The sequence below is a fragment of the Sulfurimonas iocasae genome, assembly GCF_047716755.1.
In the GTDB taxonomy this organism is placed as follows: Bacteria; Campylobacterota; Campylobacteria; order Campylobacterales; family Sulfurimonadaceae; genus Sulfurimonas.
Window position 1 is genome coordinate 227,321 of the sequence record NZ_CP180409.1, and the last position, 26,834, is coordinate 254,154.

Annotated in this window: 28 protein-coding genes; 21 read left to right on the forward strand and 7 right to left on the reverse strand. The window is 32.2% G+C overall.

Annotation, left to right across the window (positions count from 1 at the left end; genetic code table 11):
- Positions 1-14 precede the first annotated feature (14 nt).
- Positions 15-860, forward strand: a complete 846-nt coding sequence (locus tag ACLHDE_RS01250; protein WP_415397343.1) for a hypothetical protein — start codon at positions 15-17, stop codon at positions 858-860.
- An 83-nt stretch (positions 861-943) separates the two neighbouring features.
- Here ACLHDE_RS01250 and ACLHDE_RS01255 read toward each other — a convergent pair whose 3' ends face one another.
- Together ACLHDE_RS01255 and ACLHDE_RS01260 are read right to left on the reverse strand one after the other, a co-directional pair.
- On the reverse strand, positions 944-1,342 hold the full coding sequence (locus ACLHDE_RS01255) for a hypothetical protein (protein WP_415397344.1): 399 nt from the start codon (positions 1,340-1,342) through the stop codon (positions 944-946).
- A 2-nt stretch (positions 1,343-1,344) separates the two neighbouring features.
- Positions 1,345-2,250 (reverse strand): toxin-antitoxin system YwqK family antitoxin, encoded by a 906-nt coding sequence (locus ACLHDE_RS01260; RefSeq protein ID WP_415397345.1) that lies wholly within the window; start codon positions 2,248-2,250, stop codon positions 1,345-1,347.
- A gap of 126 nt (positions 2,251-2,376) precedes the next feature.
- On the opposite strand from ACLHDE_RS01260, the gene ACLHDE_RS01265 reads away from it, so the two are divergent.
- The 8 genes from ACLHDE_RS01265 (at position 2,377) to ACLHDE_RS01300 (ending at position 9,854) form a co-directional block, all read left to right on the forward strand.
- Positions 2,377-2,619 carry a helix-turn-helix domain-containing protein gene (locus ACLHDE_RS01265; protein WP_415397346.1) on the forward strand — a complete coding sequence of 81 codons (243 nt, stop codon included), beginning with the start codon at positions 2,377-2,379 and terminating at the stop codon, positions 2,617-2,619.
- A 165-nt stretch (positions 2,620-2,784) separates the two neighbouring features.
- Entirely contained in the window at positions 2,785-3,009 is a 225-nt protein-coding gene (locus ACLHDE_RS01270) for a hypothetical protein (RefSeq protein ID WP_415397347.1), read from the forward strand.
- A complete protein-coding gene (locus ACLHDE_RS01275) occupies positions 3,002-3,523 on the forward strand; it encodes an ABC-three component system protein (protein WP_415397348.1) in 522 nt (173 codons plus the stop codon). The genes ACLHDE_RS01270 and ACLHDE_RS01275 overlap by 8 nt, the downstream gene beginning before the upstream one ends.
- Positions 3,523-3,762 carry a hypothetical protein gene (locus ACLHDE_RS01280; RefSeq protein ID WP_415397349.1) on the forward strand — a complete coding sequence of 80 codons (240 nt, stop codon included), beginning with the start codon at positions 3,523-3,525 and terminating at the stop codon, positions 3,760-3,762. The genes ACLHDE_RS01275 and ACLHDE_RS01280 overlap by 1 nt, the downstream gene beginning before the upstream one ends.
- Positions 3,752-5,500: a hypothetical protein gene (locus ACLHDE_RS01285; RefSeq protein ID WP_415397350.1), complete on the forward strand. Its 1,749-nt coding sequence runs from the start codon at positions 3,752-3,754 to the stop codon at positions 5,498-5,500. Before ACLHDE_RS01280 ends, ACLHDE_RS01285 begins: the two co-directional genes overlap by 11 nt.
- Before the next feature lie 10 nt (positions 5,501-5,510).
- Entirely contained in the window at positions 5,511-6,095 is a 585-nt protein-coding gene (locus ACLHDE_RS01290; protein ID WP_415397351.1) for a hypothetical protein, read from the forward strand.
- Positions 6,096-6,424: 329 nt separating this feature from the next.
- Complete coding sequence (locus ACLHDE_RS01295; RefSeq protein WP_415397352.1) at positions 6,425-8,926, forward strand: EAL domain-containing protein; 2,502 nt, start codon at positions 6,425-6,427, stop codon at positions 8,924-8,926.
- Positions 8,927-9,101: 175 nt separating this feature from the next.
- Positions 9,102-9,854, forward strand: coding sequence for a tRNA (5-methylaminomethyl-2-thiouridine)(34)-methyltransferase MnmD (locus ACLHDE_RS01300; RefSeq protein WP_415397353.1), 753 nt, complete (start codon positions 9,102-9,104; stop codon positions 9,852-9,854).
- Here the strand turns inward: ACLHDE_RS01300 and ribE are convergent.
- The 3 genes from ribE to ACLHDE_RS01315 are packed head-to-tail and all read right to left on the reverse strand — an operon-like array spanning position 9,851 to position 11,373.
- Positions 9,851-10,471: a riboflavin synthase gene (gene ribE, locus ACLHDE_RS01305; RefSeq protein WP_415397354.1), complete on the reverse strand. Its 621-nt coding sequence runs from the start codon at positions 10,469-10,471 to the stop codon at positions 9,851-9,853. The two genes, ACLHDE_RS01300 and ribE, sit on opposite strands and share 4 nt — an antisense overlap.
- A gap of 15 nt (positions 10,472-10,486) precedes the next feature.
- Entirely contained in the window at positions 10,487-11,173 is a 687-nt protein-coding gene (locus ACLHDE_RS01310) for a tetratricopeptide repeat protein (protein ID WP_415397355.1), read from the reverse strand.
- Positions 11,170-11,373: a hypothetical protein gene (locus tag ACLHDE_RS01315; protein WP_415397356.1), complete on the reverse strand. Its 204-nt coding sequence runs from the start codon at positions 11,371-11,373 to the stop codon at positions 11,170-11,172. The genes ACLHDE_RS01310 and ACLHDE_RS01315 overlap by 4 nt, the downstream gene beginning before the upstream one ends.
- A gap of 143 nt (positions 11,374-11,516) precedes the next feature.
- On the opposite strand from ACLHDE_RS01315, the gene mnmG reads away from it, so the two are divergent.
- The 5 genes from mnmG to ACLHDE_RS01340 are packed head-to-tail and all read left to right on the forward strand — an operon-like array spanning position 11,517 to position 17,040.
- Positions 11,517-13,394 (forward strand): tRNA uridine-5-carboxymethylaminomethyl(34) synthesis enzyme MnmG, encoded by a 1,878-nt coding sequence (gene mnmG, locus ACLHDE_RS01320; RefSeq protein ID WP_415397357.1) that lies wholly within the window; start codon positions 11,517-11,519, stop codon positions 13,392-13,394.
- Between the two features lies 1 nt (position 13,395).
- Positions 13,396-14,265, forward strand: a complete 870-nt coding sequence (locus tag ACLHDE_RS01325; protein WP_415397358.1) for a hypothetical protein — start codon at positions 13,396-13,398, stop codon at positions 14,263-14,265.
- A gap of 57 nt (positions 14,266-14,322) precedes the next feature.
- Positions 14,323-14,853, forward strand: a complete 531-nt coding sequence (petA, locus tag ACLHDE_RS01330; protein ID WP_415397359.1) for a ubiquinol-cytochrome c reductase iron-sulfur subunit — start codon at positions 14,323-14,325, stop codon at positions 14,851-14,853.
- Positions 14,854-14,867: 14 nt separating this feature from the next.
- Positions 14,868-16,085, forward strand: a complete 1,218-nt coding sequence (locus tag ACLHDE_RS01335) for a cytochrome b (protein WP_415397360.1) — start codon at positions 14,868-14,870, stop codon at positions 16,083-16,085.
- A 10-nt stretch (positions 16,086-16,095) separates the two neighbouring features.
- Complete coding sequence (locus ACLHDE_RS01340) at positions 16,096-17,040, forward strand: c-type cytochrome (RefSeq protein ID WP_415397361.1); 945 nt, start codon at positions 16,096-16,098, stop codon at positions 17,038-17,040.
- A 96-nt stretch (positions 17,041-17,136) separates the two neighbouring features.
- Here the strand turns inward: ACLHDE_RS01340 and ACLHDE_RS01345 are convergent, their stop codons facing one another.
- Entirely contained in the window at positions 17,137-17,607 is a 471-nt protein-coding gene (locus ACLHDE_RS01345; protein ID WP_415397362.1) for an RDD family protein, read from the reverse strand.
- Between the two features lie 285 nt (positions 17,608-17,892).
- Here ACLHDE_RS01345 and ACLHDE_RS01350 point away from each other — a divergent pair, with 285 nt between their 5' ends.
- The 5 genes from ACLHDE_RS01350 to ACLHDE_RS01370 all read left to right on the forward strand — a co-directional run bounded on the left by ACLHDE_RS01350 (position 17,893) and on the right by ACLHDE_RS01370 (position 22,322).
- The gene (locus ACLHDE_RS01350; protein ID WP_415397363.1) at positions 17,893-19,227 is read left to right on the forward strand and encodes a hypothetical protein; all 1,335 of its coding nucleotides are present in this window, start codon (positions 17,893-17,895) and stop codon (positions 19,225-19,227) included.
- Positions 19,228-19,369: 142 nt separating this feature from the next.
- Positions 19,370-20,005 carry a hypothetical protein gene (locus tag ACLHDE_RS01355; RefSeq protein WP_415397364.1) on the forward strand — a complete coding sequence of 212 codons (636 nt, stop codon included), beginning with the start codon at positions 19,370-19,372 and terminating at the stop codon, positions 20,003-20,005.
- Between the two features lie 4 nt (positions 20,006-20,009).
- Positions 20,010-20,975, forward strand: a complete 966-nt coding sequence (gene moaA, locus ACLHDE_RS01360) for a GTP 3',8-cyclase MoaA (RefSeq protein ID WP_415397365.1) — start codon at positions 20,010-20,012, stop codon at positions 20,973-20,975.
- On the forward strand, positions 20,976-21,737 hold the full coding sequence (locus ACLHDE_RS01365) for a 7-carboxy-7-deazaguanine synthase QueE (RefSeq protein ID WP_415397366.1): 762 nt from the start codon (positions 20,976-20,978) through the stop codon (positions 21,735-21,737).
- 3 nt (positions 21,738-21,740) lie between these two features.
- Positions 21,741-22,322: a 6-pyruvoyl trahydropterin synthase family protein gene (locus ACLHDE_RS01370; protein ID WP_415397367.1), complete on the forward strand. Its 582-nt coding sequence runs from the start codon at positions 21,741-21,743 to the stop codon at positions 22,320-22,322.
- On the opposite strand, the gene glp is transcribed toward ACLHDE_RS01370, so the two are convergent.
- Positions 22,319-23,536, reverse strand: coding sequence for a gephyrin-like molybdotransferase Glp (gene glp, locus ACLHDE_RS01375; protein WP_415397368.1), 1,218 nt, complete (start codon positions 23,534-23,536; stop codon positions 22,319-22,321). The genes ACLHDE_RS01370 and glp overlap by 4 nt on opposite strands.
- A gap of 221 nt (positions 23,537-23,757) precedes the next feature.
- Here glp and ACLHDE_RS01380 point away from each other — a divergent pair, with 221 nt between their 5' ends.
- Both ACLHDE_RS01380 and ACLHDE_RS01385 read left to right on the forward strand, forming a co-directional pair.
- Entirely contained in the window at positions 23,758-24,717 is a 960-nt protein-coding gene (locus tag ACLHDE_RS01380) for a TAXI family TRAP transporter solute-binding subunit (RefSeq protein WP_415397369.1), read from the forward strand.
- A 28-nt stretch (positions 24,718-24,745) separates the two neighbouring features.
- Positions 24,746-26,833 (forward strand): TRAP transporter permease, encoded by a 2,088-nt coding sequence (locus ACLHDE_RS01385; protein WP_415397370.1) that lies wholly within the window; start codon positions 24,746-24,748, stop codon positions 26,831-26,833.
- Position 26,834 lies beyond the last annotated feature (1 nt).

Below are 26,834 nucleotides of genomic sequence, written 5' to 3' on the forward strand. Positions count from 1 at the left end.
TTAACACAGTGTTTATGTTTAAAAAATCATATAACAAATCAGCACCACAAGCTTATTTTTCTCCATATACATATGATGAGAAAGTACGGTATTACAAAAAAGATAATGCAAAAGTAAGAGCTAAATACTACAACCTTGCGAATAAGCATAAAGATTTACATAAACTGCATATTGTGTTCACAAGTCAAATAAATGGCGATAGATATGAAATAATGGAACATATGCAGATTATAAGAAGTAGGTTTAATAAGTTACTTCTAAATTTAGGGATAAAAGACCTTTACAACTTTGAAAATATTGAACTTGGAAAAGACTATGACAATCCACACTTAGATATTCAGCTGTGGTTAAATAAAGAGGATATAAACAGGTTAAAGAAAGTATATAATAAAATCATTGATACATATAATTTAAAAAAATATAGATGTAGCTTTAATGAATATAATGAAGAAGAAGATATTGATATTTTTCATTACACGGTAAAAGAGTATGCTAAAAATTTAACAGATAAAGAAGTGTATAAATTAGGAGAAGCACGAAAGGACTATAGACGAGTATTAAAAAAACGAATAAGATTTTATAGTCATACAAGAAATGAATATAGTCAAAAGATATATAAACTACTATATAACAATTATGGATTAACATATCAAGAAGCCTATTATGTCTTAGATAATGAGATACTACAAATTAAGGAGAAAGTTAAGCTATCGCTAAATCTCAAAGTTATTCGTAAACTAAAAACCCGACATTTAGTATATATAAATAACAAGTTTATAAAAATCAATAAAATTAGAATATTTTTTATAGAAAGACTGGAGAAGTTTTCTTGGTCTTATTGGATATTTGGATTTATATAAGTTATTGTATGAATTTTTGTTGTAGATGTTATGAAAGTATGTTGAAGAAATATACAAGGGATGGTTTAACCACCCTATATATATTATTCTACTTCATTTAGTAATAAGTCCAGTGTAAGTTGAGATTGAGATTTTGTTAAGGTACCACCAATCTGTTTTTTATCTTTATTCATCCAGTATGTATTGAAAAATTCAACATATCCGTTTACATATTTAAAATTAAAAACAAGATACTTAGTATTTTTAGAAATAGCATAGTCTTGATTAAGTTCACATACTACTTTTGCAAGAGCTTTATATTTTTTATTTTCTATCTCAGACCATTCAGTAGATACACAATAAGCTGTATCATCAAATATATCTCCGATTGTAACTCTTGTTGAGTATTCGCTGTTTTTGACTGTTGATACTAACTCACTATCACAACCAGTAAATACAAATATCACCATACCTATTAGAATTGTTTTTATAATATGTATCATAACTATTCCACTCTATCTACAGAACCATCTAAATTATAGTAGGTTGTTTTTTTTGTTGTTTTATTATATATTTTTGTAAGTTTACCATCTATATTATAGCTATACATTTTTTTAACTTGCTTACCATTTTCATAATAAAATTCACGAGATAAACGATTATTGTCAAAGTTCTTTTCGCCTACTTTTTTATCATCTTTATATATTATTTCTGTTCTAAATTTATAACCTCTTCTTTTTCTTATGTTCATTTGAACACCATTCTTTTTACCATTTACAAATTTCAAGTCTTTTAGTAATAATCCATCTTCATTATATGTTTGCTCAGTAGCTTTTTTAGTAGAACCACTTGAAGTATTTGTCTTAAAAGTTAAGTGAGCTTTTATTTTTTTATTTTCAAAATATTCTTTTCTTGATGTTCTATTTCCATTTGAAAATTTTTCGTCAGATTTAAGTACACCGCTATTATAATAAAGTTTGGTAGTATCTTCTTTACCATCTATAAAAGTTGCTAAAGTAGATAATTTTCCATCTCTAAAATAACTTTTAGAAGTAACTTGTTTCCCATTTTTGAAAGTTGTTTCAGAATATAATTTTCCATCTTTTAAATATCTTTTATGAGTTCCTATTGGGGTACCATTATTATATGGTTGTTCATAAGATAATTTCCCATTTTCGTGGTACCTTTTAGTAATACCATCTTCTTTACCATCTTTAAAGTTTTGTATAATTTGATTTTGACCGTTCTTATATTTATAAACCTGATGAATTATATATTTATGATTACAATCATTACTTGATGTCGTATAAGTACGAGTATCATTTCTATTAGTCTCTTTACAGACTTTTGCATTTAATGCCATTGTCGTTACGGATGTCAGTAGTGACACGATAAGAAGTTGTTTTATCAATTTTATTCCTTGTTTTTTTATACTTACTTCTTGTGTACCACTATAGTAACTGGCACTAATAGAAGTTGCACGATGATATTACTATTTGTTACCTTACACTTAAATAAAATGTATAGGTGTTTATTAATGGAAGATATAGATTTAGAAGCTATTCATAAGAAAATTGGGGAGAATGTAGCGAGGTATAGAAAAGAAAAAGGATTGTCTCAATTAAAGCTTAGTCTTGAAATGGGGCATAGTTCTGTATCTGTAGTTTCATCGGCAGAGCAATATAATAGTTCAAAGCATTTTAATATCAATCATATATTTCAGATAGCAAAGATTTTAGATGTAGATGTGTGTAAATTATTAGAGCAAGAAGAGGTTTAATTATCTTTATTCAATAGTTCAAATTTCTCATTAATTTTAGTCAAATACTCCCGTAAGTTATCATCATCATTTTTAAGATATAAAGCTAACATACCGTTTAAAATTTATGAGGGGTTGAATTAGATATAATAAGACTAAAGATAATCCTGAACATAAAGAGATGATATGCCAGATAATAATGTTACACAAGCTACAGAATATATGGAACTGTTACATACAGTCGTGAGTAATGATTGGTTTTTATTATTTGCAGGATTAGCGAGTATTATTTCTCTTGGTATGGCATTATTTGCTGTAAGTAAAGTTATCAAGATTGATAAAAGTATCCATCAAAAACAGAGCGGAACTGGCAATATACAATCTGCTGGGGATGTACATACTAATGTTTAATAATAGTGGACAAAAGCAAGACGGAAAAGGTAATATACAAGCAAAAGGTAATGTAACTCAGACTAATATTAATTTTTTTGAAGATGATGTGAGTTTTGATTTAGTAGAGACAGAAAAAATTATAATTGAGTTGTATGAATTATCTCAAACTATTGAAACTAAAGAAGATTTCACATATGATAGAATAAAGATAGAAGATAAAAATAAGCAAAATCAAATGGAAGAATATTTTTCAGAGAAGATAGAAGAAGATATAGTTTATTTTAAAGAGATACAACAAGTTCTTTATTTAAATGATGAAGACTTTACTGATAGATTTAAATATATAATTAGAACAATAAGAGGAGCGATAATTGCTTTAGATAATAAAGCAGATTTAACTCCATCAAAAATAAATAAGATTATAGGTCAATTTTATAAACAAGATTGGGATTTTAAAAAGAAGCTAAAGGCTGAGAGATTAATACATTTTATGTATTTTTCTTGTTTTATTGGTAAAAAAGAGAGTATATAATGATTTTAGCTAATCCATTTGAAGATACTACAAAGAGTGTATTAAATAGCTCTGCGAGAATAATTGATATTATTATGAATAGAAAAATATATCAATTTGAGAAAGTGATTTCAATTGTTGAAAGTGAGTTACATATATCGTATGATAAGGCTATCTTGTCGTTAAATTTTTTATTTATGACAGGTGCATTAGAATATGATAAAGGTGAAGACATATTAAGGTTAGATAATGAAGCTTAGTAAACTATATTCTTCTGATAGTCGTTTTGAAGCAATAACCTTTAATACAGACAATATAAATGCAGTTTTGGCAACTGGTACAAAGCCACATTCTGTTGGAAAAACTACATTATTTAAACTTATTGATTATTGTCTTATAAAAAAGAGTAAACCAAAATTTCTTGAAGCAAATGTTTTTGAAGACTTTAATTTTTATCTTGAACTTGAATTAGCGGATAATAGTTATCTAACAATACGAAGAAAAGTTAAAAAGAGAACGAAGATAGCTATAAAAGTACATAATGCTAAAGAAGATTTTACTTCTTTAGAGGATAGTAATTTTGATATTATAGATGGCTATGATAAAGTAATGTCATTCTTTAAAGAGAAAATAAATTTTTCTATCAATGGCAGTAATATACCAAAATATAGAAATTACTTAAGTTATTTCCTTAGAGAGAAAGATGATTTTAGTCATCCATTTATGTTGAACAAATATAAAAAAGGTAAAGATGTAGAGTGGAAAACTATTGTTGCTTCAATGGTTGGGCTTGATGACACAATAGTTAGAACCAAATACAATATAGAAAGAGAAATTGAAAGTCTTGAGAGTGAAATAGCTTCATTAGAGAATAATAGTAATTTTAGTTTATCGGATATTGAAGTAGCCAAAGAAACACTTTTATTATTAGAAGCTGAACTTGAAGAGAAAGAAACACTATATACTAACTTTGATTTTTACTTAAAAGAACACCATATAAATAAAGAACTTGTATCTGAAGTTGAAGAGAATGTAGCAAGTTTAAATAAAGAAAGATACTCATTAGATAAAAAAAGAAAGTTAATAGAACAGTCTTTAATGAAAGAACAAGAGATTGATTTAAAGAAAGTTCAAAAGTTATTTACTGAAGTAAATATAAACCTTAGTGAAATGTTAGTTAAAAGCTATAAAGATGTTCTTGAGTTTAATGATAAGATAACTAAAGACAGAGAAATATATTTACAAGCAGAACATCAAAAAATAGTTAAAAGATTATCTGATATAGATGAAAGTTTATTAACAGAGAATACTAAAAGAAAAGAACTTTTATCTGTTTTAACTGATACTGATACATTTAGTAAGTTTAAAAAGATTGAACAAGAAATTGTAACAATAAAAACAAATATTAGCTTAGTAGAAGAAAGATATAAAAAGCTAAGAGAGTATAAATGTAAATTAAGAAGAGTTAAAATACTTAATAAAAGACGAGATAGATTAGTAATCAAACTTGACCATAGTATTAAAACTCCTGGTGATACATTGGTAACAATTAAAGATACATTCAAAAAATTATCTCGCACAGTTCTTGGAGTTGACGCAATTTTAAATATAGCACTCAACAGTAATGATAATTTAGTATTTGAAACAAAAGTTATAGATACTGCTGTTATTCTTGACAACTCTAAAGAAGAGGGAGAAGCATATTCAAGAATGTTCTGTTTTATTTTTGATGCCTCTATTGCTTTAACATATAAAAATCAGAACTTCTTTCACTTTATAGCTCACGATGGGTTATTTGATAACTTAGGTATAGAATATAAGAAAGGTATTGTTGCAGTCTTAGATTTATTAGTTGAAAATGGGCTTCAATATATCTTTACATCAATTGAAGATGAAATAGACAATGAAGAATTTTTAGCATTATGTAAAACAGAGTATTTAGCAAAAGAGCTTGCTGATACTAATACACAAAGATTATTTAAGATGGATACATTCTAAAATAATATAAATGAAGAAATATACAGAGATTATCAAAAAGCTTATCAAAGAGATTAAACGGATAGAAGTCATCTATTATAAGGTCGCTTCTGATAACTATGATATTTACAAAGAAGTAGATTTATTAAACACTACATACGGTAAACATAGATTAGATACTCATAGAGTTGATTGGAAGTATTTTAAAAATATAAAAGAGATACTTGATGAAAATAGTGATAATCCTAAAAAGGCTCTAAAACTTGTAAAGAAAGTAAAAGAGCCAATAGGTGCATTACAGCATTATGGAGATATTAACTATATAAATATTATACAAGGCATTTCTGAACGAGTTGTAGAACTCAATGCTACATTAGATGAAGAAGAGCAATTAAAAGAAGTAGTGGACTTAGAGCAAGAGATTAAAAAGCTACAAGCTAAGAAGTATATAACGACAGAGCAGTTTGCACAAATCTATAATATATCAATATCAAGACAAAGAGATTATAGAGGTAGATTAAATAATCCGTTGCCTTATCATCAAACTGTTGCTAAAGGAAAGATAACTTATGATGTTGGAGAGGTTGAAGAATGGAGACCAAATCAACATAAATAAGGCTGTTTAAGTGATTAAACTACAAACTAAGGTGTATAAAAAGGTGTCAACTATATTTTTAAACACTGTAAAATATGGAGATAAGATGAACTATAAGCATATGTGGGGTAATGGGCTGTAATATTTTATACACCTTTATAACATGGGAATAATCCCTATAATAAGGGAATTATTCAAAAAGAAGCATATGCTTTGACCCAATTTAACCCAATATTCGGGAGCGTTCATAAATCTGTACCAGCATCTAGTAGTTCTTAGAATTGTATCATACACATGTTGTTGCAAGGTATTTATTATATGTAAATTTAATTTATGCTAGAATAAATATAATGAAAAACATTACTTTATCTTTTGAAAATATTGATGAAATAGAAGACTTGATATGTTCTTCTGTTGATGACACTTCTTGCACCCTAATACAAATCTTTTGTGCGACTGCAGATTTAAATACAATTAATAAAATACAAAACTATTTCAAAAAAAACTTTCCTAAATCCGTACTGATTGGGTCAACGACCGATGGTATCATAAATGGCATGGAAGTTTATAATGCAACAAAAAATATAGCTACATTTACAATCTTTGAGCAAACAACTTTAAAGTCCGAACTTATTAAGTACGAAGACTCGCAATATAATAGTTATGAAGCAGGTCAAGCCATCGCGTCTAAGATAGTTTGTGAGAATACAAAAGTAATCATATCTTTTGCGGATGGGATTAATACAAATGGTGAAGATTATGTTAATGGTATCAGTAGTATTGCTTCTGAGGTTACTGTTACAGGTGGTTTAGCTGCGGATAACGGTAACATGCTTGAAACCTATATATTTGACAAAAAAGAGGTGACAAGTGCTGGTGCTGTAGGTGTTTCTTTAAATAGCAATAATTTAAATATATCCACAAAATACACCTTTGATTGGATGCCAGTAGGTAAAAAACTTATAGTTACAAAATCTGTAAAAAATCGTATTTATGAGATAGACGGGATGTCTGCAGTTGATGTTTATGCAAAATACTTTGGCTATGAGTTAGCAAACCAATTACCTCAGGTAGGGATAGAGTTTCCTCTTATATTTGAAAAAAATGGTGTTAGTATCGGAAGGGCTGTTTTGTTAAAGCATAATGATGGTTCTTTAACTTTTGCTGGAAATATACCTGAAGGGACCGCTGTTAATTTTGGAGTGGGAAGTCTTGAAAAAATTTTACAAAATGGTAATTATCATATTGGAAAATTATTAGATGAGATAAAGTATGAAGCGGAAGCGGTCTTTGTATATTCTTGTATGGCAAGACGAAGATTCATGAATGAAAATATGATAGAAGAACTTGAAGTACTAAAAAAAGTTGGTCATGTATCTGGCTTTTTCACTTACGGAGAATTTTTTCATAGTAATGATGCTAATCAGCTTTTAAATGAGACTATGACGCTTATAGCTCTTAGTGAAAATAAAAATAGCATACCAAAAAATATTCCCCAAATACCTAGTAAGTCACAAAATTATACTGTGAAAGTTGAACATGTCCTAGCACACTTGGCAAATACAATCTCAAAGGAACTTGAGTCATTAAATAATAATCTTGAGCAAAGAATAAAAGAGAGCTCCGACTTGATATACAAACAGGCTTACTTTGATAAGCTTACAAAACTTCCAAATAGACTTAGTTTAATACAAAGATTAGACAATAGTATCGGTAAAATGATATTCTTAATAAATATAGATGACTTTGCAACAATAAACGATTTTTATGGACATGCCGTTGGAGACAAACTCTTACAAAAGATAGCAGTACTTTTACAAGCTCTTATGAAATATGACCATACGGAAGTATTTAAACTTCCATCCGATGAATTTGCAGTCATTCTAAATGCAATCGACAATACAAAATTAAGAGAGAAAAAAATAAACGAGTATTTATTACTTATAAATCATGAAAAATATTTTATTGGTAAAGATTCTATTCATATTTCAGCAACTATCGCAAGCGCTATTTTAACAAAGAATCAGAATGGTTTGGTCAACGCGGATATGGTTTTAAAACTAGCAAAAAAATCTTCTAAAGAGTTTATGCATTTTGATGAAGACTTAAATCTAAGTAAAAAGTATGAAGAGAATATAGCTATAGTTAGTACTATTAAGTATGCAATAGCTAATGAAAAAATCATCCCATACTTTCAACCTTTACTAAATACAAAGACAGGGACAATAGATAAGTATGAAGCTCTTGTTAGGCTCGTGAAAGAAGATGGTGATGTGTTATCGCCATTATCATTCTTAGGTATTAGTAAAAAAACAAAATTATATTCGCAAATTACAGAAATTATGATTGAAAAGACATTCTTCTACTTTAGAAAAAACAACATCTCTTTTAGCATTAATTTATCATTTGATGATATATTACATAAAAAAACGAGAAGCTTTTTATTTGAAAAAATTGTTGAATATGATATAGCTTCACAATTAACGATAGAAATACTTGAAACACAGGCAAATGAAGACGAAGTTGTTATAAATGATTTTATTAAAGATATATATGCATGTGGAGCCAATATAGCTATTGATGATTTTGGAAGTGGATATGCGAATTTTCAGCATATGACTACTATTAGATCTGATTATATGAAGATTGACGGTTCTTTAATAAAAAATATTGATAAAGATGAAAATGCAAAACTTATAGTTGAAACAATTATTATATTTGCAAAAAAATTAAATAAAAAAGTGGTGGCTGAATTTGTACACTCAAAAGAAGTATACGATATCATAGCCGCTTTAGATGTAGATTATATGCAAGGGTATTACATCGGTAAGCCACTTAAAGACGTGATATGACTAATATGCCATTCATTTGTTTGTAAATAGACTGCTATAATACTTTTATGAAAAATAAAGCAGAAGTAAATGATTCAAAATTCGAAACTGAAAATGAAATTCTTAGACAAAAAGTAAAGCATTCTTTTATAGTATGTTGTTTCATAAAGTTACACATTTGGGGTAATGAGCTTTAGTGGATGAATTTAACGATGAACTACATGAGATAGTTTTAAGTGAAGATGGTTCATTTACAGCTTACTCAAAAGAGTATGATGAACATTATCACTCCACAAAAGATGGAGCGATGAAAGAGTCACTTTTAAAGCATGTGCTTCCTGCTTTTAAAATTAAAAAGAATCAAGATGAGATAAATATTTTAGATATTTGTTATGGGCTTGGTTTTAATACTCTAGCAACACTTTATCATTATAAAAAAAACTCTCTAAAATCTAAGCTAAATATTTACTCTCCTGAGTTAGATGCGAGCCTTATATCTTCACTAAAAAACTTCACATATCCTAAAGAGTTTGATGATTTCAAAAATATCATTTTAGAACTTTCTGAAAATGGTGTTTATAGTGATAATGATTTTTATATAGAGATATTTTTAGGAGATGCAAGAGAGTATGTTAAAAAATTTCAAGATAAGTTTGACATAGTCTATCAAGATGCATTTTCTCCAAGTTCTAATCCCATGCTTTGGACTTTAGAGTATTTCTCAGATATTAAAAATGCTATAAAGAACGATGGAGTACTTACTACATACTCTATTTCCTTAGCTACTAGACTTGCACTGTTTAGAAATGATTTTAAAGTTTATACAAATAGTGCAGAGGGGATAAGAATGGCGACAGTTGCATCTATGGAGGAGCTAAAAGAATTTACTTCAGTAGATATGGAGCATAAAATATCGTGCAACCCAGATGCTAAGCCTCTAAGAGATTAGTACCTAGCTGTAATAGAGTCTACATCATCCCATGTAATATTAGAGCTATTTTTAGTCTGATGTGAGATGATGTGTGAAACATATCTAGCAAACATATCAGTCTCTATATTTACTTTTGAACCTTTACGATAGTTTTTAAAAAGTGTCTCTTTCATCGTTATAGGTATGATAGTAAGTCTAAAATCATTTTCATTAACATCATTAACTGTTAGGCTTACTCCATCTATAGTGATTGAGCCTTTTGGAACGATGTAGGGAATAAATTTTTTATCAACACTTATAAAAACATCAAAAGAATTTCCACTATTTCTTATCTCTTTAATTGTTCCAATAGCATCAATATGTCCTTGAACGATATGACCTTCAAATCTATCGCCCATCATCATAGCAGGTTCAATATGAACTTCATTTTTGTAGTTTTCTAAGGCTAGGTGTTTTTGAGACTCAGGAGAAAGCTCTACACTAAATCCATCGTTAGAAAGTTTGACGACACTCAGACATGCACCATTAATTGCGATGGAGTCACCAAGTTTTGCTTTGTGTTTTGACTTTATGCTTAATTCGCTTCCTGAGAAGCTTTTAACTGTAGCAATTTCTCTGATTAAACCTGTGAACAAGGGCTTTCCTTTAAATTAAAATACAATCTTTCCATCTTCTTGCAAGCCTTTGATAATCTCTTTGGCTTTAACGTGACCTTTGTAGGCAGCTTTTCTACATAAATCAAGTGCTTTATCGTGATCTTGTTCGCATCCGAAACCTTGATCGTAGAGTTGACCTAAGTTATATAGACCTTCTGCTAAACTACCATCGGCAGCACGAGAAAAACAGATAAAGCATCTAGCTTCATCTTGAGTAACACCGTGACCTTCTTTATAAAGAACACCTAGATTATTGAAACTCTCAAGGTGACCTCTCTTAGCTCCCTCTTCATACCAAAATGCAGCCTCAGAATAGTTTTGCAGGCATCCAAGACCACGCTCTAACATAAGAGCTACTTCATACATTGCAGGAGGAACTTCTCTTGTAGCTGCTTCCATATGAAGTTCATGAGCTTTAAATTGATCGTGCCCAACTCCACCTAAGCCATTCATATATAAGATAGCTAGATTAAAAAGTGCATATGGTTGTTTTAACTCAGCCGCTTTTTCATAATATTCTAATGCATTTTTATCATCTTTTTCACATCCTTGTGAATTTTGATACATAAACCCTAGGGATGTCATAGCATCTGCATTATTTTCAGATGCAAGTTGTGTGTATAGTTCTAGTGCAGTTTTAAAGTCGCCATTATTGTAAGCTTCATGTGCTTGTTTTATCATGACTTCTCGTTTTCTGTGCGTATAGGTTGTCTATAACTTCTTTTATTAGACTTTTTTTTCATAATCTCTTTAAGAAGTTCTTCTTTTGTATTTAGATGATCTTCTCTAATTTTATGCTCATCGCTACCATCTATCTCTTCATCAAACTCAACAACTTGGGGAACATAATCTTCAAATAAATCTTTTTTATCTTTACTCATTTTGAAAAACCTTAAGTAATTCTATATATATTATGCAAATGATACTTAAAAATGATAAAATTCCGCTAAATTAAAAATAAATTTTTTTTTTCTCGCCAAATGCAAAGCTTCAATACAGAAGTATAAATAGTAGGATTTAATATATGAATTATGATGTAATAATAATTGGTGGGGGACATGCCGGTGTTGAAGCAGCTCTATCATCAGCAAGAATGGGTAATAAAACTCTTATGATTTCAATGCTTGCTGAAAATGTGGGTGCTACAAGTTGTAACCCTGCAATCGGTGGTTTAGCTAAGGGACATTTAGTCCGTGAGTTAGATGCACTTGGTGGTGAGATGGGTCTTATTACTGATGAAGCAGGAATACAATTTCGTATACTTAACCAAACAAAAGGTCCAGCTGTTCGTGGAAGTCGCGCGCAAATTGATATGGACAAATATAAGGTTATTGCTAGAAATGTAGTACTTAACACTAAAAATTTACATTTAACACAAGAAACAGTAGAGTCTTTAATTATAGAAGAAGCAACAGTTAAAGGCGTAAAAACTGATTTACTAAATGAGTATAAAGCCAAAAGAGTAATTATAACTTCAGGAACATTTTTAAATGGAATTATTCACGTAGGTGAAGTTCAAAAAAAAGGTGGACGTTATGGAGAAGAGAGAAGTGAAGGTTTAAGTGCTTCACTTAAAGATGATTGTGGCTTAAATATATCACGTCTTAAAACAGGAACTTGTGCGAGAGTAGACAGCTCAACTATTGATTTTTCTGTTATGGAAGAACAAGGTGGGGATGAACTTCCTAGTCCTTTTAGTTTTCGTACTAATAGAGATGAATTTAGAGCTACAAAAAAACAGCTTCCTTGTTTTATAGCTTATACAAATGAGATAACACATGAAATAATATCTTCAAATTTTTATAGAGCACCACTTTTTACAGGTCAGATAGCAGGAAAAAGTCCAAGATACTGCCCAAGTATAGAAGATAAAGTAAGTAAATTTGCAGATAAAGACAGACATCATCTTTTTATAGAACCACAAACTATGGATAATACAGAGTGTTACATAAACGGTTTGTCAACCTCTCTTCCACCAGAAGTACAACGCGATATGATAAAGTCGGTAAAAGGACTTGAAAATGCAAAGATAGTTCGTTATGGATACGCTATAGAGTATGACTTTGTAGATCCACGTGAACTAAAACACTCATTAGAAACGAAAAAAATCAAGCATCTCTATTTAGCAGGGCAGGTAAACGGAACTACAGGTTATGAAGAAGCAGCAGCTCAAGGTATTATGGCTGGAATCAACGCTTCTCTTTCATTGCAAGGTAAAGAGCCTTTTGTTTTAAGACGCGATGAGGCTTACATTGGTGTTTTAATAGATGATCTTGTAACAAAGGGAACAAATGAGCCTTACCGTATGTTTACATCTCGTGCAGAGTATAGACTTCTTCTTCGTGAGGAGTCAGCTGACACAAGACTTAGTTACTATGGGCATAAATTTGGACTTTTAAGTGATGAGTTTTATGAAAATGTTAAGCTAAAAAACAAACAGATAAAAGAGGGGGCTTTAGCTTTAGAAGATACAAAGTTCACTCCAAATAAAGAGTTTATAGCCTTTCTTGACTCAATGGATGAAGTTCCTATCAAAGATATCTCTACAGCTCAGCAGTTAGTAGCAAGAAAGAGTTTTGATGTCCAGAAGATGATAAAACTAATTCCTGAACTAGATCAATATAATGACTACATAAAAGAAGAGATTTTAGTAGAAGGTAAGTATGCCCGTTATATAGAAAAGCAGAGTGAAGAAATACATAGAATGAAAAAGTACCTCAAAATTGCTATACCACAAGGTTTTGATTTCAAACATGTAAGTGGTTTATCTAAAGAGATAGTTGAGAAATTAGAAGATTTTAATCCTCCTACACTCCAAGCAGCAATGCAGATAAGCGGAATAACACCGGCGGCCATAGAGATACTACATATATACATCAGAATAGCAAGTAAAAAGAAGTAATATGAAGACATACTACTATGTACACACGGGGCACCGTATAGGATTAGATAGATTTAGAAGAGCCTGTACAATTATGCGTCTTTTAAAGGATGCTGATATTACTCTTCTTTGTTCAGATTTTCGTATTGCACAGATTGCTTCTAAATTTGGTGTAGAGAAAAGTGTTGGAATTGATGTAGTTAGAAATATTCCACAAATATCACAAAATGGTGATAAAATAATATTTGATTCAGATGAAGCAAATCCTATAATGTTAGATGATATGAGAAAATATTTCTCTACTTTTATAAGAGTTAGTGATAGTAAAGATGATATAAAAGCTGATAAAGAGTTTTTAATATCACCATACTTAAATGGAACTGATATTTGTAATGTAGTTGTGATTGATGAGAAATATTTTGAAAAAGAGGAAAAAACTATAGAATTATCTTTCTTCTTTGGAGATGATGATTATGACAAACAGTTAGAACAAAACTTTGCTCTTTTAGATGGTTTAAACCCAGACTTACTTTTAGGATTTTATTACTTTTTTGATTATGAAGACATGTTGAAAGAAAAATTTAAACATAATCATGAATTTGAAGACTATGATGAGGTCATAAAAAAATCAAAAATTTTAATAACAGCATCTCCTCAAGCCGTTTTGGAAAATTTAGCATCTGGTGGAAAACCGATTTATATTCAAAGATGTGATTATCCATCAGATTTTCAAGAATTATTAAAAAAACTTAACATTCCAATTGTAAAAAACTACGAAAATAGTCAACTATTGACAATATTAGAAGGCCTTGAAAAGCATGAGTATTACAAAGTGGAACATAATAGTGATAAATTAAGTGAATTTATAAAAGAGAGCTTAATTTATAAATAATTAAAAGTAATTTAGTATATAATCAGGACTTTAAAATTCACACTGAAGTGAGCAAATATGGAAAATAATAGCCGTAGAGGTTTTATGGGGAAAGCGTTTGGTGCTGTAGCGGCAGTAGGTGCGGTAGGTTCATTGGTCGCAATGAAAAAGAGTTGGGATCCATTACCGAGTGTAAAAGCAGCTGGTTTTACAACTCTTGATATGAGCATATATGAAGAGGGTGTTATGATTACGGAGAAATGGAGAGGGAAACCTATCTTTGTTTTGAAGAAATCTGCAGCAGCTATGGAAAAAGAAAATGGTAATGCTGCAGCAGAAGCTAGAAACATTAAAGTTGGAGATTCTAACTTTATGGTAGCTATCGGTCTTTGTACTCACTTAGGATGTATTCCAGCATTTAGACCAGATAGTAACGATTTTAAATGTGCATGTCATGGTGGAGAGTTTACTGCATCTGGTTTAGTACAGGCAGTTCCACCACCAAGAGGATTTGATATACCTCCATTTAGAATTGACGGAAATAAGTTAGTTCTTGGTGAAACTGGTCCAGAATATACTAAGATGAAAGATAATGGCGTAACGCTATAAAAAGGGGAGGATAAATGGCACATTTTACAAAAGCAACAAGTGTTAAAGATTGGTTAAACCAACGATTAGCAGTTGAAAAAGTTGAAAAGGTAATGGGATCTGAATATTGGATTCCAAAAAATATTAACTTCTTGTGGGCGATGGGGATGGTTCTTGTAATCACTTTTGCTCTACTTGTAGTTTCTGGTATATTTTTATTAATGTACTATGTTCCTACGGTTGATGAAGCGTTCTACAGCGTAAATTATACTATTATGAGAGAAGTTGATTTTGGTTGGTTATGGAGACATATTCATGGTGTTGCGGCATCTGTTGTTTTCTTAGTTATCTATATCCATATGTTTACAGGTATTTATTACGGTTCTTATAAGAAGGGACGTGAGATGATTTGGATTTCAGGAATGCTTTTATTTATTGCATTTTCAACTGAAGCATTTTCAGGTTATATGTTGCCATGGGGACAAATGAGTTACTGGGCTGGTATGGTTATTACTAACCTATTTGCTGGTGGTTCTTTACATGCAGATGGACTTGTTGAGTGGATTCGTGGGGATTATGTTCCTGCACAAGCATTCTTAGGTCGTTTCTTTATGTTACACGTTCTTCTTGTTCCATTAGCGATTATGGGTCTTATTGGGCTTCACTTCGCAGCTCTTAGAATTCCACATGTTAACAATCAAGACGGTGATGAAATTGATTTTGAAGCTGAGTCTAAAAAATATTTAGATGGCGACAAGGTTGGTTCAAAAGTTATGAGATTTGCAAATGACTTTATGTCTAAAGATATGATGGTTGTTGGAGTTTACTTAGTATTTTTCTTTTATCTAGTATTTTATAATTATGGTTTCGCAATGGATCCAGTAAACTTTGACCCTGCAGATGGTCTTAAGACACCTGCGCATATTTACCCTGAGTGGTATTTCCTATGGTCATATGAGATTTTACGTCCATTCAATATAGACCTTGGCTTAGCATTATTTGGATTTGCACAAGTTATTTTTGTTTTCTTACCTTTCTTGGATAGAAGTCCAAATACATGTGCTGCAAATCGTCGTGGAAAAGCTTTTGCTATCTGGTTTTGGTTGATGCTTGCAAATATGATTGTTTTAACAGCTATGGGTAAACTACCTCCTGAAGGTGTGTTTAGTACGATTGGTCTTGTTGCTGCGGTCTTATTTATTGTTCAGTGGTTAGCACTTCCAATAATTACATCGATGGAAAAAAAGGTATAAGGATAAAGATATGAAAAATAAAGAACCATTAATATTAGCAGTCGTTATTTTCTTTACACTTGTAACTTACTATCTTGTTGAGCCATACGCTCATCATGTAATGCACAAGCAAGTAGAGAGTGAAAATTTCGCATATGCAGATTTACCTGCATTAAATAAAAAAGGTGATGCTGCAAACGGTAAAGAATTAGTAGCAAATGCTGGTTGTGCTGGCTGTCACTCAATAGAAAAAGCTGGAATGCCTGCTCCAATGGATGTAATAATGGCAGCTCAAAGCTATGGTGTTAATCCACCGGATTTAAGCAATGCTGGTGCTATTTATGATGCTAAATTCTTAGCAGACTTAATTAAAAACCCTGCACACGCTCTTAAAGTTGAGCACAAATTTGATGCAGACAAAGGTCAAATGCACCCAATGGTACCATTCTATGGTATGGGCGGAGACATAGATCAAGAAGTTGCAGATATGGTAGCTTACTTACAGTCAATTGCAGTTAGCCCTGCTGATGTTACACCTAAAATGGCATTTGAAAATGCTTGTGGTAGATGTCATGCTGTTAGTTATGAAAAATGGACTCAAATTGGTACTAAATCAGGATTTAAGCATAAAAAAGATGAATTGGCATTTGAGATTAAAGTCTTAGAATATCAAGACTCACTTAAAGCTTATATGGGTAAATTACCACCAGATTTAAGTATGTATATTCGTTCTCGTAATGAACACTATGTGTCTACATTCGTAGAAAATCCTCAAAACTACTTAGCTGGAACAGCTATGCCACGTGTTGGTGTAACTGCAGATACTGCTGCTAAAGTTATTGAGTATATGAAAGATGCTGGTGATACTAAGCGTCATGAAAGAGAAGAAATTGGTAAGAGTGTAATGATTTATATCATTATCTTCGCTATCTTTGCTTTTCTTTGGAAAAAACAAGTATGGAGAGACTTAAAGTAAGTCCCGCAAAAGAGAGCAATCTCTTTTGCTCCACCTTGAACATTCAAAGGCTGAGACTTTTTGTCTTGGCCTTTTTTTTTGCCAAATTTTCTTCTTCTAATGTGATTTCTTTTTAACTACAACAATAGTTCCGCATATTAAGTCATGCAGAGCTTTTCTATCTTTTCTGTAAAATGGAAGAAAAAGGCCTAAAAGTGTAGAGGCAGTAAATAAAAATGCTACAAATCTAAAAAGTGATTTAAAAAAGCCAATATAGTTACCAGTCTTGTCATCAAGAACTTTAATCTCATAAGCTCTCTTACCTGGAGTCTGTCCAAATTTACTTAGTAATAGTGCATATATTAAGCCGTACAAGGTTACCCCAAGCAGTGGTGCTAACTCTGATGATTGAAAATCATTCTTTCCATCCATTATAAAATAAGCTGTGACATATAGTATAGGAGCATAAATCATAAACATATCAGTAATAAATGCTTTTATTCTATCTATATATCTTGCATACACATATTTTACTTTAGGCTCATCCGAGCCCTTCTTTTGTTGTTTCTTTATATTTCTAAATCTCATGAACTGATTATATCAAATTAATTCTTTGGCTTAAGTTTATCAATCATTATGTAACTATTTCTCATAAAAACCCTTAAAATACCCTTTACTTATTCTATTAAGTCACAAAAGTAAACAATAAGCCAATAAAATACATGGTTTAAACTTAATTTAAAAATTACCTATGTACAATGTGTAGTCTCAAAATTTATCACATATTGGGAAGTGAGAGTGGAGGAACAGTTTCTGTTACTCTGTTATCACTTCTAGTTAGTGGTAACATTTTAAAAAAACAGGAGAATTAGAATGAAAAAAACTTTACTTTCTTTAGCGGCAGCGTCGCTAATCGTAACATCAGCAGTAGCTGCTGATAAGGGCATAGATATAGTAACAACTGGTCAAGCGGTGCTTTACTATGAAACTAGTGCTGGGAATGGTACAACAAATGAGGAATTATTTGACCAAGGTAATTCACAAGCAAATGTTGGTATTCAGTTAAACTTAGATGCTGACCTTAAAAATAACTTCACTTTCGGTTCACAGCTTTCTTATTTAGGTACTGCAGGTTTAGAGAAAAATTTGGTTTCAGGTACTAGACAAAGTGTTACTGGTGCTACTGCAATGACAGATATCTCTGATGAAATTGCATTAACTAAGATTTTTATTGCAAAGAAAATTGCTAATACTACAGTTAAGATTGGTCGTCAAGAACTTCCTATGTCGCTTTCTCCTCTAGCATTCTCTGAGGGTTGGAATGTATTTAAAAATACTTTTGAAGCTGCTTTACTTGTAAATAGTGATATTCCAGATACTTTAGTAGTTGGTGCATACGTTGGACAAAGCAATAACTCTACAGGTGGTAGTTTTTCTACATTTAATAGTTTAAATGCTGTAACATCGGCTGGTACAACAGGAGTTGGTGGTACAGCATATATGTTGACTGTTCAAAATAAATCAATTCCAATGACTACAGTTACTGCTTCATATTATGATTTAGCTAAAGTTGATTCAGCTGCAACGGCTGATTTAGTTCCTAACTATGATATTGGAGCAACTGCTCTTTGGGGTGATGTTGCAATTGCTGGAAAAGATTTACCAATGGGTCTTAAAGTAGGTCTTCAAGCTGGTCAAATCAGTCCAGACAGTCAATTGGGTACTGCAGTAAAATTTAGTGATACAACTGCTTTTGGTGTTAAAGTTGGTTTAGCACCAATTGAAGCACTTACTTTATGTGCAGCATTCACATCAGTTGATGGTGATGACAACAAAGAGAATGTAGCTGTGAAAAATACAGGTACTGGTGTTAAAACTCCTCTATTTACTCAGATGATTTATAATCAAAATGCAATTGCTTTAGATGCAGATACATATATGATTAAAGCTGTTTATAATACTGGTGATTATGGTAAAATTATAGCTCAATACGCAGGTACTGCAGCTGGTAAATCTAATCTTCAAGGTTCTGAAATTGATTATGCTGAGTTTGATCTAATCTATAAAGTTAAAGCAGCAGGTGTTGAATATTTTGCATCATATATTAACCGTTCGTTTGATAAAGGTGGTGCTCCTGTTTTACTTGTTACTAATACTGACGCAACAACGGAAGATGTTGTTCGTGTTTGGGCTCGTTACGCTTTCTAATAAGCACTTAGCTTAAAAGAAAAATAATACGTCGCAAAACAAACTTATTCTCACGCTTTATGTGTGGGAATACCTCTTTTATTTATAATAATCCAAAAACTTTATGATATAATCTCCTTAATTTTAAAAGAGAGAGAACTTCATGAAAATCATTCAAATACTTTTACTTACAATTATTCTACTCCTAATCACAGCATGTGGAAATAGAGCACAATTTAAAAAACAAGAACCACTTGAAAATGCAGCTTTAGTATATATATATTCGCTTGAACAAGTTATAGCAGATGATGGTACAAGTGACCCAGAATACAGCATCCGTATAAACAACAAACCATATATGCAAAGAATAAAAGAGGGTGAATACATAGTATTAAACCTCAAGCCCCAAGCTATGTCTATCTCAGCTACAAAAAAACAAGTTCAAGAAAAAGTGCTTAATATGGATTTAAAAAATGGACAAATTTACTATTTGAAAATAAAAACATTAGAAGGTGGTGTATTTGATTTTCATCAAGTAAACAATTCTGTAGCTTTAGATGAGATATCTAAAACTGGACTGGCTGGTTCATCTGTTGAGTCTACTGAAAACATCATTACAGAGTTTGTTAATCCTAAAGAGACAGAATCTTTTGAAGTTAAAGCTACACCTGCACCTACTGTAGTACCTGCAACAGTGTCAAAAACTGAGGAGATTATGAAAGCTCACTCTTTAAAAGAAAAAGGTATTATTAGTGATGAAGAGTTTAAAATTCTTAAAGCCAATATACTAGAAAAGTAATCAGATGCTAATAGACAGTTATGATAGAGTAGTTGACTATCTAAGAGTTTCAGTGACAGAACGTTGTAACTTTAGATGCCAATATTGCATGCCTGAGAAACCATTTTCTTGGGTTCCAAAAGAGAACCTTCTTAGCTTTGAAGAGCTTTTTGAATTTATGAAAATAGCTATAGATGAAGGTGTAAATAAAATCCGCATCACTGGCGGTGAACCACTTTTAAGAGAAGATTTAGATAAATTCATAAAAATGATTTATGATTACAAGAATGATGTTGATTTAGCTATGACTACAAATGCATTCCTTTTAAAAGGAACAGCTCAGAAGCTAAAAGATGCTGGACTTAAACGCATAAATGTAAGTATAGATACTCTTAAGCCAGAAATCGCACAGCAAATCGCACAAAAAGATGTACTAAAAAATGTACTGCAAGGTGTTGATGAAGCCTTGAAAGTTGGACTAAAAGTTAAAGTTAATATGGTTCCAATGAAAACAGTTAATGCTGAAGAAATTATAGATGTTTTAGAGTATTGTAAAGAACGTAATATGAGCATACGTTTTATAGAATACATGGAAAATTCTTTTGCATCTAAAGAGATAAAAGGTCTTAAATCAAATGAGCTATTAGAGATTTTAGGCTCTAAATATGAGTTTAAGGATGATGGCTTTGATGGCTCTTCTCCTTCGCATTATTACACTATGAAAGACGGTTATAGGTTTGGAATAATAGAACCATATGAAGATGATTTTTGTAAGAAGTGTAACCGTATAAGACTTACAGCAGAGGGTAATCTTATCCCATGTTTATACTTTGATGAATCTTTAAGCATATCTAAGGCTATTAAAGCTGGTGACATTAAAGAAGCAGCAGAGGTGTTAAGAGAAGTTGTTAGAACAAAGCCTGAGAAGAACAGATGGGGTGGTGATGATGCAGAAGTTTCAACTCGCGCCTTTTACGAAACAGGTGGCTGATTGTTATACCTTGTAGAGCATTTTTATAGCATCCAAGGTGAAGGTCGTTATACAGGTGTACCCTCTCTTTTCTTCCGTTTTGGCGGATGCAACATGAAGTGCGAAGGTTTTGGATGTGAAGAAGAAGCACCTGATGGAACCAAAATACTTGGTTGTGACACTGTATATGCAGTAAATAAAGAACATTTTTCTTTTAACTGGAGTCCTATACAAAAGACTAGGGAGCTTTTAAACGTTTTAGATTTTTACGAACTCCCACAAAAACCTGTAGATATAGTTCTAACTGGTGGTGAACCTCTTATATATGCAAATGAAGAGATATTTGTAGGGTTCTTGGAAAAACTTCATAAAGATGGACATAAGATTACTTTTGAGACAAATGGTTCAATAGCAGTTGATTTTGAAAAGTACCCTATATATAGAGAGTGTATTTTTGCTTTATCTGTAAAACTCTCAAACTCAAATGAGCCATTTAGAAAAAGAGTAAATGGTGATGTTATTTACTCTATAGCTTCAAATGCTAAAGAGGCATTTTTTAAATTTTCTATAGATGCAGACTCGATTAATCTAGGTCTTGATGAAGAGATATTTAATATTACTCTGCACTCTCCAAAAACTGAAGTTTACTGTATGCCTCTTGGTGGCAGTAAAGCTGAAGTAGAAGCAAATACAGAACCACTGATTGAATTTTGTAAAGCTAAAGGTTATAATTTTTCTGATAGACTTCACATAAGAATTTGGGATCAGAACAAGGGAGTTTAATCCATGATAATACGAAAACTTTTTAAATTTGAAAATGCTCATATAGTTCGTGGATGCTCAACTCTAAAGTGTAGAAGTTCTCTGCATGGACATTCATACAAAGTTGAGCTACTTTTTGAATCTAACTTCTTAGATAATGGTCAAATGGTTTATGATTTTGGACTTATGAAGCAAAATATGAAGGCTTTAGTTGAGAGCTTTGATCATGGCGTTACTATTTGGGATGGAGATGACAAAGAATATATAAAAGATATGAAAAAACACTCACAGAGATGGGTAGAACTTCCGGTTTCTCCATCTTGTGAGCAGTTCTCACGTGTGATTTTTGTTATGATAGATAGGCTACTGCAATTAACAAACAGTGTTAATGGCGAAAAAGAAGTAAAACTAAACAGTGTTATAGTACATGAAACTGATACTGGATATGCACAAGCTTTCAGCTATGATGCCTACTCAAAAGATATGGGCTACATAGAGCTAGATTCTATAATATTTTCTGATGAAGTTAAAAATAATTGGGCAGATGCCAAGCTTTGGGAAAAAATAAAAAGAGGTGAAAGTTTTATAAATCCTACAAGTGTTTAGCAGCTTACTAAATTTCTCTCTTTTTCGTTAGAAAAGCAAAATCTTATAGGAATCACTTTAACACTATCCTCTGAAGCTATAAACTCAACGCCTTCATCTACCATGATATAAGAATTTGAAGATGCAAGCGGAGATACCATGCCTGGTGCAAACTTTATGCATGGTTCAAAACTGCTTCCATCAAAATACCCAGGAACTAAAGTGATACGACCTTTTTTTAGTTTGTAATCATTCTTCATTTTTGTTTCAATTGGATTGATAAATTTTTCATTGATACCGCTCAATGCTAAGATGATACTTTGCCCAAACAGTTCAAAGTTTAATGCTGCAGCGAGTGGATTTCCAGGAAGATTTAGAACTAATGTCTCATTGATACGTCCAAAAGTTGTGGGTTTACCAGGTTTTATCTCAACTTTGTCAAAATATGTTTGCATATTAAAAGCGCTAAAGGACTCTTTTGTGTAGTCAGCATCTCCAACACTTACTCCACCAGAAGTTATGATAAGGTCACTGTTTAGTGCACTTTTTATATGCGCTTTTAAATCTTGCACAGAGTCTTTAGCTGTTCCTATAAAGTCTACCTCGCATCCAAGCTCTTGAGCTCTTGAAAGCAGTGTTGGAGTGTTTGTATTATATAGTTGATATGCTTCTACATTTTCAAAGTGCATCTTAAGTTCATTTCCAGATGCAAAGAGTGCAACGCGAGGTCTTTTATGTACTTTGATATGGCTAATCCCCTGAGATGCCAAGAGTGTGATTTGGTGAGCTTGTAGCTTTTGTCCACTTTTTAAAAGAAGTTCGCCTTTTTTGATATCTTCTCCACAAAGACGAATGTGTCTGCCTTGTGCTAAACCCTCTGGCAGTTTTACACCCTCTTTACACTCCGTAGTATTCTCAACTGGAACAATACACTCACACCCCTCGGGAATTCTTGCTCCAGTCATAATCTTTATGCCATATCCTGATTCAAGTGATTCATGAGAATTGTCTCCAGCAAAAATAGTATGATGTACTTTTACGCAAGTCTGAGCATCTGAGACTTTTACAGCATATCCATCCATTGCAGAATTGTCATAAGGTGGGAGGTTGTGAGTTGCATGAATATCTTCGGCTAAGATAGAGCCCAATGCTTGCTCTATTGGTAATAATTTTAATGATTTTTTTGTAGTGTTTTTATAGATAAGGTCAAGTGCTTGTTTAATAGTTACTGCCATGTCTCTTCTTTTTTATCATTTTGTAAAGAGTAGTATTGCATATAAATATAAATAGGTAACTTAGTATTAGAAAAAATAAGTTATTTATAACAGAAAAAGATACTATTAAACTTTACTTAAATAATTAATATAAAGATTGTTATTAAGGTTAACCACAGTTGACTAGATTAAAATTCAAAGGTTAGCTACAAAATTAGTTAAACAAATAACTGGAGTCTTTTATGAAAATTAACAGTAAAAAAATCGTAGGTTTAGGTTTAGTCTTGTCTTTAAGTGTACCGGCATTTGCTACACAATTTATTACAATAGGTACTGGCGGAGTAACCGGAACTTATTATCCGACAGGTGGCGCTATTTGTAGAATGATGAATCTCAATAAAAAAAAGACAGGTATCAGATGTTCTGTGGAATCAACTGGCGGTTCTGTTTATAATGTTAACGTAATCAACGAGGGTGAACTTGATTTTGGTATTTCTCAGAGTGATACAGCGTATCAAGGATACATGGGAGAGGGGAGCTTTGAAGGCAAGCCTGTTAAAGGTCTAAGATCAGTTATAGCAATTTATCCTGAACTTTTAGCTTTTGTGGTGAACAAAGAATCTGGTATTAAAAGCTTAGCAGATGTAAAAGGTAAGAAATTAAATATTGATATTGCAGGTTCAGGTACAAGAATGACAACAGAGATAGTTTTTGCCGCATTTGGTATAAAAAAATCTGACTTAGCACTTGCAAATGAGTTAAAATCATCAGAAGGCCCAACGATGTTAAAAGACAACAAAATTGATGGTTACTTTGGTGTATTTGGTCATCCGACTGCAAACATCATGGATGCTGCAAACTCTGTAGACATCGACTTAATTGCAATTGAAGGTAAACCAATTGATGATTTAGTAGCTAAATACTCTTACTATGCAAAAGGTATTATTTCTGGAACTTTTTATAAAGGTGTTGAACATGATACTCCAAGTATTGGTGTAAAAGCAGTTTTAGTTACAAAAGACACTATTGATGATAAATTTGTTTATGAACTTACAAAAACGATTTTAGTCAACTTTGAAGAATTTAAATCTCTTCACCCTGCCTATAAAACAATTACTAAACAATCACTTTTAGAGGGTTTAGCTGTTCCTCAGCATCCAGGAGCAATAAAGGCATTTAAAGAAGCTGGTCTTATAAAATAAATCTTCTTCAGATAAAAAAAGGAAAAATATGAATAAGACTCAGCATATTGACGAAAAGTTCATCGAAACAGAAGAAAAGCTTACGGAGAAGCTTGAAGGTCAAAGAACCCTAAGAGAGGGTTCGTGGCAATACTGGCTTATTGCTATTATTGCATTTATATGGTCGGCATATCAAATTTATGTTGTAGTTGTCCCGACGAATAGTGTTTTTATAAGGTCATTTCACCTCGCTTTTGCACTTGCTTTGGCATTTGCCATGTATCCTATGTTTAGAACACAAAAGACTATGATAACTATCCCTTGGTTCAATTTTATTATAGCCCCGTTAGCTGTTATTGGGGCTTTATATATTTTCATAAATTATGATGCACTCAACGCTAGAAGCGGCTCTTGGTCACATCTTGATATTGTCATGGGATTAGGAACTATTTTTCTGCTTTTAAAAGCGGCAAGGCGTACTCTAGGTATGGCATTGCCTGTGATTGCAGTGATTTTTATGCTCTATGATTATCTAGGGCAGTATATGCCTGATTTAATTGCGCATAAGGGTGCTAGCATAAATAAAATAGTTGGGCAGATGTATCTTACTACTGAGGGTATTTTCGGAGTACCTTTAGGAGTAAGTGCCAGTTATGTTTTCTTGTTTGTTCTTTTTGGAGCTCTTCTTGAGCGCGCTGGAGCTGGTAAATATTTCATAGATTTGGCATATGCTCTTTTGGGAAGATACGATGGAGGACCGGCAAAAGCGTCTGTAGCAGCATCGGGGATGATGGGGATTATCTCAGGAAGTTCTATAGCCAATACGGTTACAACAGGTACTTTCACGATTCCTTTAATGAAAAAGTTGGGTTTTCCTGGACATAAAGCGGCAGCAGTTGAAGTTGCAGCCTCTACCAATGGTCAACTTATGCCTCCAATTATGGGAGCGGCAGCTTTTATTATTGCAGAATTTTTAGGTCTTAATTATACAGATGTTGTTATGGCGGCAGCTATTCCAGCCTTTGTAAGTTATTTTGCACTTTTTTATATTGTACATTTAGAAGCAAAAAAACTGGGACTTAAGGGTGAAGATCCTTCAAAGTTAGCTAAGGCATTTACTGTTTTTAAGAGTGGGGTTCACTATATTATCCCTATATTTTTTCTGATGTATACACTTATTATACTTAGACAGTCTCCGCAGATGGCAGCTTTCAACGCTATCATCTTTATGATGCTTATCATGGTTATTCAAAGACCGGTTTATGCATTTTTAGAAGGCAAAAAGTTAACTTCAGCTGTCTTTATGAGCGGATTTAGTGATATTGGTCACGGTATGATAAATGGTGCTAAAAATATGGTTCCTATCGCTATTGCTACAGGTGTTGCAGGAATCGTTGTTGGTTCTGTAACACTAACGGGCATCGGGCTTGTTTTAGCGGAAGTTATTTCAGATTTGTCCGGCGGTTATATTGTTGCTGTACTTTTCTTTACGGCTATAGTCTCACTCATACTTGGTATGGGACTTCCGACAACAGCCAACTATATAGTTATGGCGTCTTTAACTGCGCCAATTATTATGAGCCTTTCTGGAGATTTAGGTTATATTATTCCGGCAATAGCGGCTCACCTGTTTGTATTTTACTTTGGAATACTTGCAGATGATACCCCTCCTGTCGGAATGGCCGCTTATGCGGCCGCCGGAATAGCAAAAAGCGATCCTATAAAAACAGGACTGCAAGGTTTTGCTTATGATATAAGAACTGCAATACTCCCTTTTGCATTCTTTTTTAACAACAAATTACTTCTTATTTCTGGAGTTGATTCGCTAGATCCCAACAATCCATCTTTATGGCAGTGGATTACAAATCCCGTAGAGATAGCGCTAATCTTTTTTACAGCGGCTGTGGGAATGTTCGCTTTTTCTTCAGCAACGCAAGGTTGGGTTTTAACACGTACATCTATGTTTGAGAGAGTGTTATTGTTAGCAGTTGTGCCATTTATGCTTATACCAAATATGACCGCAAAGTGGTTAATGCTTGGAGATGAGTATTTGTCATATGTAGTAGGTTTTATGCTTTATGCTATAGTATATTTTATGCAAAAAAATAAAACAAAAAAAATAATAGTAGGAATCTAAA

What these genes read in the sequence shown, in the direction of transcription:
- ACLHDE_RS01250 (WP_415397343.1), top strand. Translation starts at nt 15, where the DNA reads ATGTTTAAAAAATCATATAACAAATCAGCACCACAAGCTTATTTTTCT.
- ACLHDE_RS01255 (WP_415397344.1), bottom strand. Translation starts at nt 1,342, where the DNA reads ATGATACATATTATAAAAACAATTCTAATAGGTATGGTGATATTTGTA.
- ACLHDE_RS01265 (WP_415397346.1), top strand. Translation starts at nt 2,377, where the DNA reads ATGGAAGATATAGATTTAGAAGCTATTCATAAGAAAATTGGGGAGAAT.
- ACLHDE_RS01270 (WP_415397347.1), top strand. Translation starts at nt 2,785, where the DNA reads ATGCCAGATAATAATGTTACACAAGCTACAGAATATATGGAACTGTTA.
- ACLHDE_RS01275 (WP_415397348.1), top strand. Translation starts at nt 3,002, where the DNA reads ATGTTTAATAATAGTGGACAAAAGCAAGACGGAAAAGGTAATATACAA.
- ACLHDE_RS01280 (WP_415397349.1), top strand. Translation starts at nt 3,523, where the DNA reads ATGATTTTAGCTAATCCATTTGAAGATACTACAAAGAGTGTATTAAAT.
- ACLHDE_RS01285 (WP_415397350.1), top strand. Translation starts at nt 3,752, where the DNA reads ATGAAGCTTAGTAAACTATATTCTTCTGATAGTCGTTTTGAAGCAATA.
- ACLHDE_RS01290 (WP_415397351.1), top strand. Translation starts at nt 5,511, where the DNA reads ATGAAGAAATATACAGAGATTATCAAAAAGCTTATCAAAGAGATTAAA.
- ACLHDE_RS01295 (WP_415397352.1), top strand. Translation starts at nt 6,425, where the DNA reads ATGAAAAACATTACTTTATCTTTTGAAAATATTGATGAAATAGAAGAC.
- ACLHDE_RS01310 (WP_415397355.1), bottom strand. Translation starts at nt 11,173, where the DNA reads ATGATAAAACAAGCACATGAAGCTTACAATAATGGCGACTTTAAAACT.
- ACLHDE_RS01315 (WP_415397356.1), bottom strand. Translation starts at nt 11,373, where the DNA reads ATGAGTAAAGATAAAAAAGATTTATTTGAAGATTATGTTCCCCAAGTT.
- mnmG (WP_415397357.1), top strand. Translation starts at nt 11,517, where the DNA reads ATGAATTATGATGTAATAATAATTGGTGGGGGACATGCCGGTGTTGAA.
- ACLHDE_RS01325 (WP_415397358.1), top strand. Translation starts at nt 13,396, where the DNA reads ATGAAGACATACTACTATGTACACACGGGGCACCGTATAGGATTAGAT.
- petA (WP_415397359.1), top strand. Translation starts at nt 14,323, where the DNA reads ATGGAAAATAATAGCCGTAGAGGTTTTATGGGGAAAGCGTTTGGTGCT.
- ACLHDE_RS01335 (WP_415397360.1), top strand. Translation starts at nt 14,868, where the DNA reads ATGGCACATTTTACAAAAGCAACAAGTGTTAAAGATTGGTTAAACCAA.
- ACLHDE_RS01340 (WP_415397361.1), top strand. Translation starts at nt 16,096, where the DNA reads ATGAAAAATAAAGAACCATTAATATTAGCAGTCGTTATTTTCTTTACA.
- ACLHDE_RS01345 (WP_415397362.1), bottom strand. Translation starts at nt 17,607, where the DNA reads ATGAGATTTAGAAATATAAAGAAACAACAAAAGAAGGGCTCGGATGAG.
- ACLHDE_RS01350 (WP_415397363.1), top strand. Translation starts at nt 17,893, where the DNA reads ATGAAAAAAACTTTACTTTCTTTAGCGGCAGCGTCGCTAATCGTAACA.
- ACLHDE_RS01355 (WP_415397364.1), top strand. Translation starts at nt 19,370, where the DNA reads ATGAAAATCATTCAAATACTTTTACTTACAATTATTCTACTCCTAATC.
- moaA (WP_415397365.1), top strand. Translation starts at nt 20,010, where the DNA reads ATGCTAATAGACAGTTATGATAGAGTAGTTGACTATCTAAGAGTTTCA.
- ACLHDE_RS01370 (WP_415397367.1), top strand. Translation starts at nt 21,741, where the DNA reads ATGATAATACGAAAACTTTTTAAATTTGAAAATGCTCATATAGTTCGT.
- glp (WP_415397368.1), bottom strand. Translation starts at nt 23,536, where the DNA reads ATGGCAGTAACTATTAAACAAGCACTTGACCTTATCTATAAAAACACT.
- ACLHDE_RS01380 (WP_415397369.1), top strand. Translation starts at nt 23,758, where the DNA reads ATGAAAATTAACAGTAAAAAAATCGTAGGTTTAGGTTTAGTCTTGTCT.
- ACLHDE_RS01385 (WP_415397370.1), top strand. Translation starts at nt 24,746, where the DNA reads ATGAATAAGACTCAGCATATTGACGAAAAGTTCATCGAAACAGAAGAA.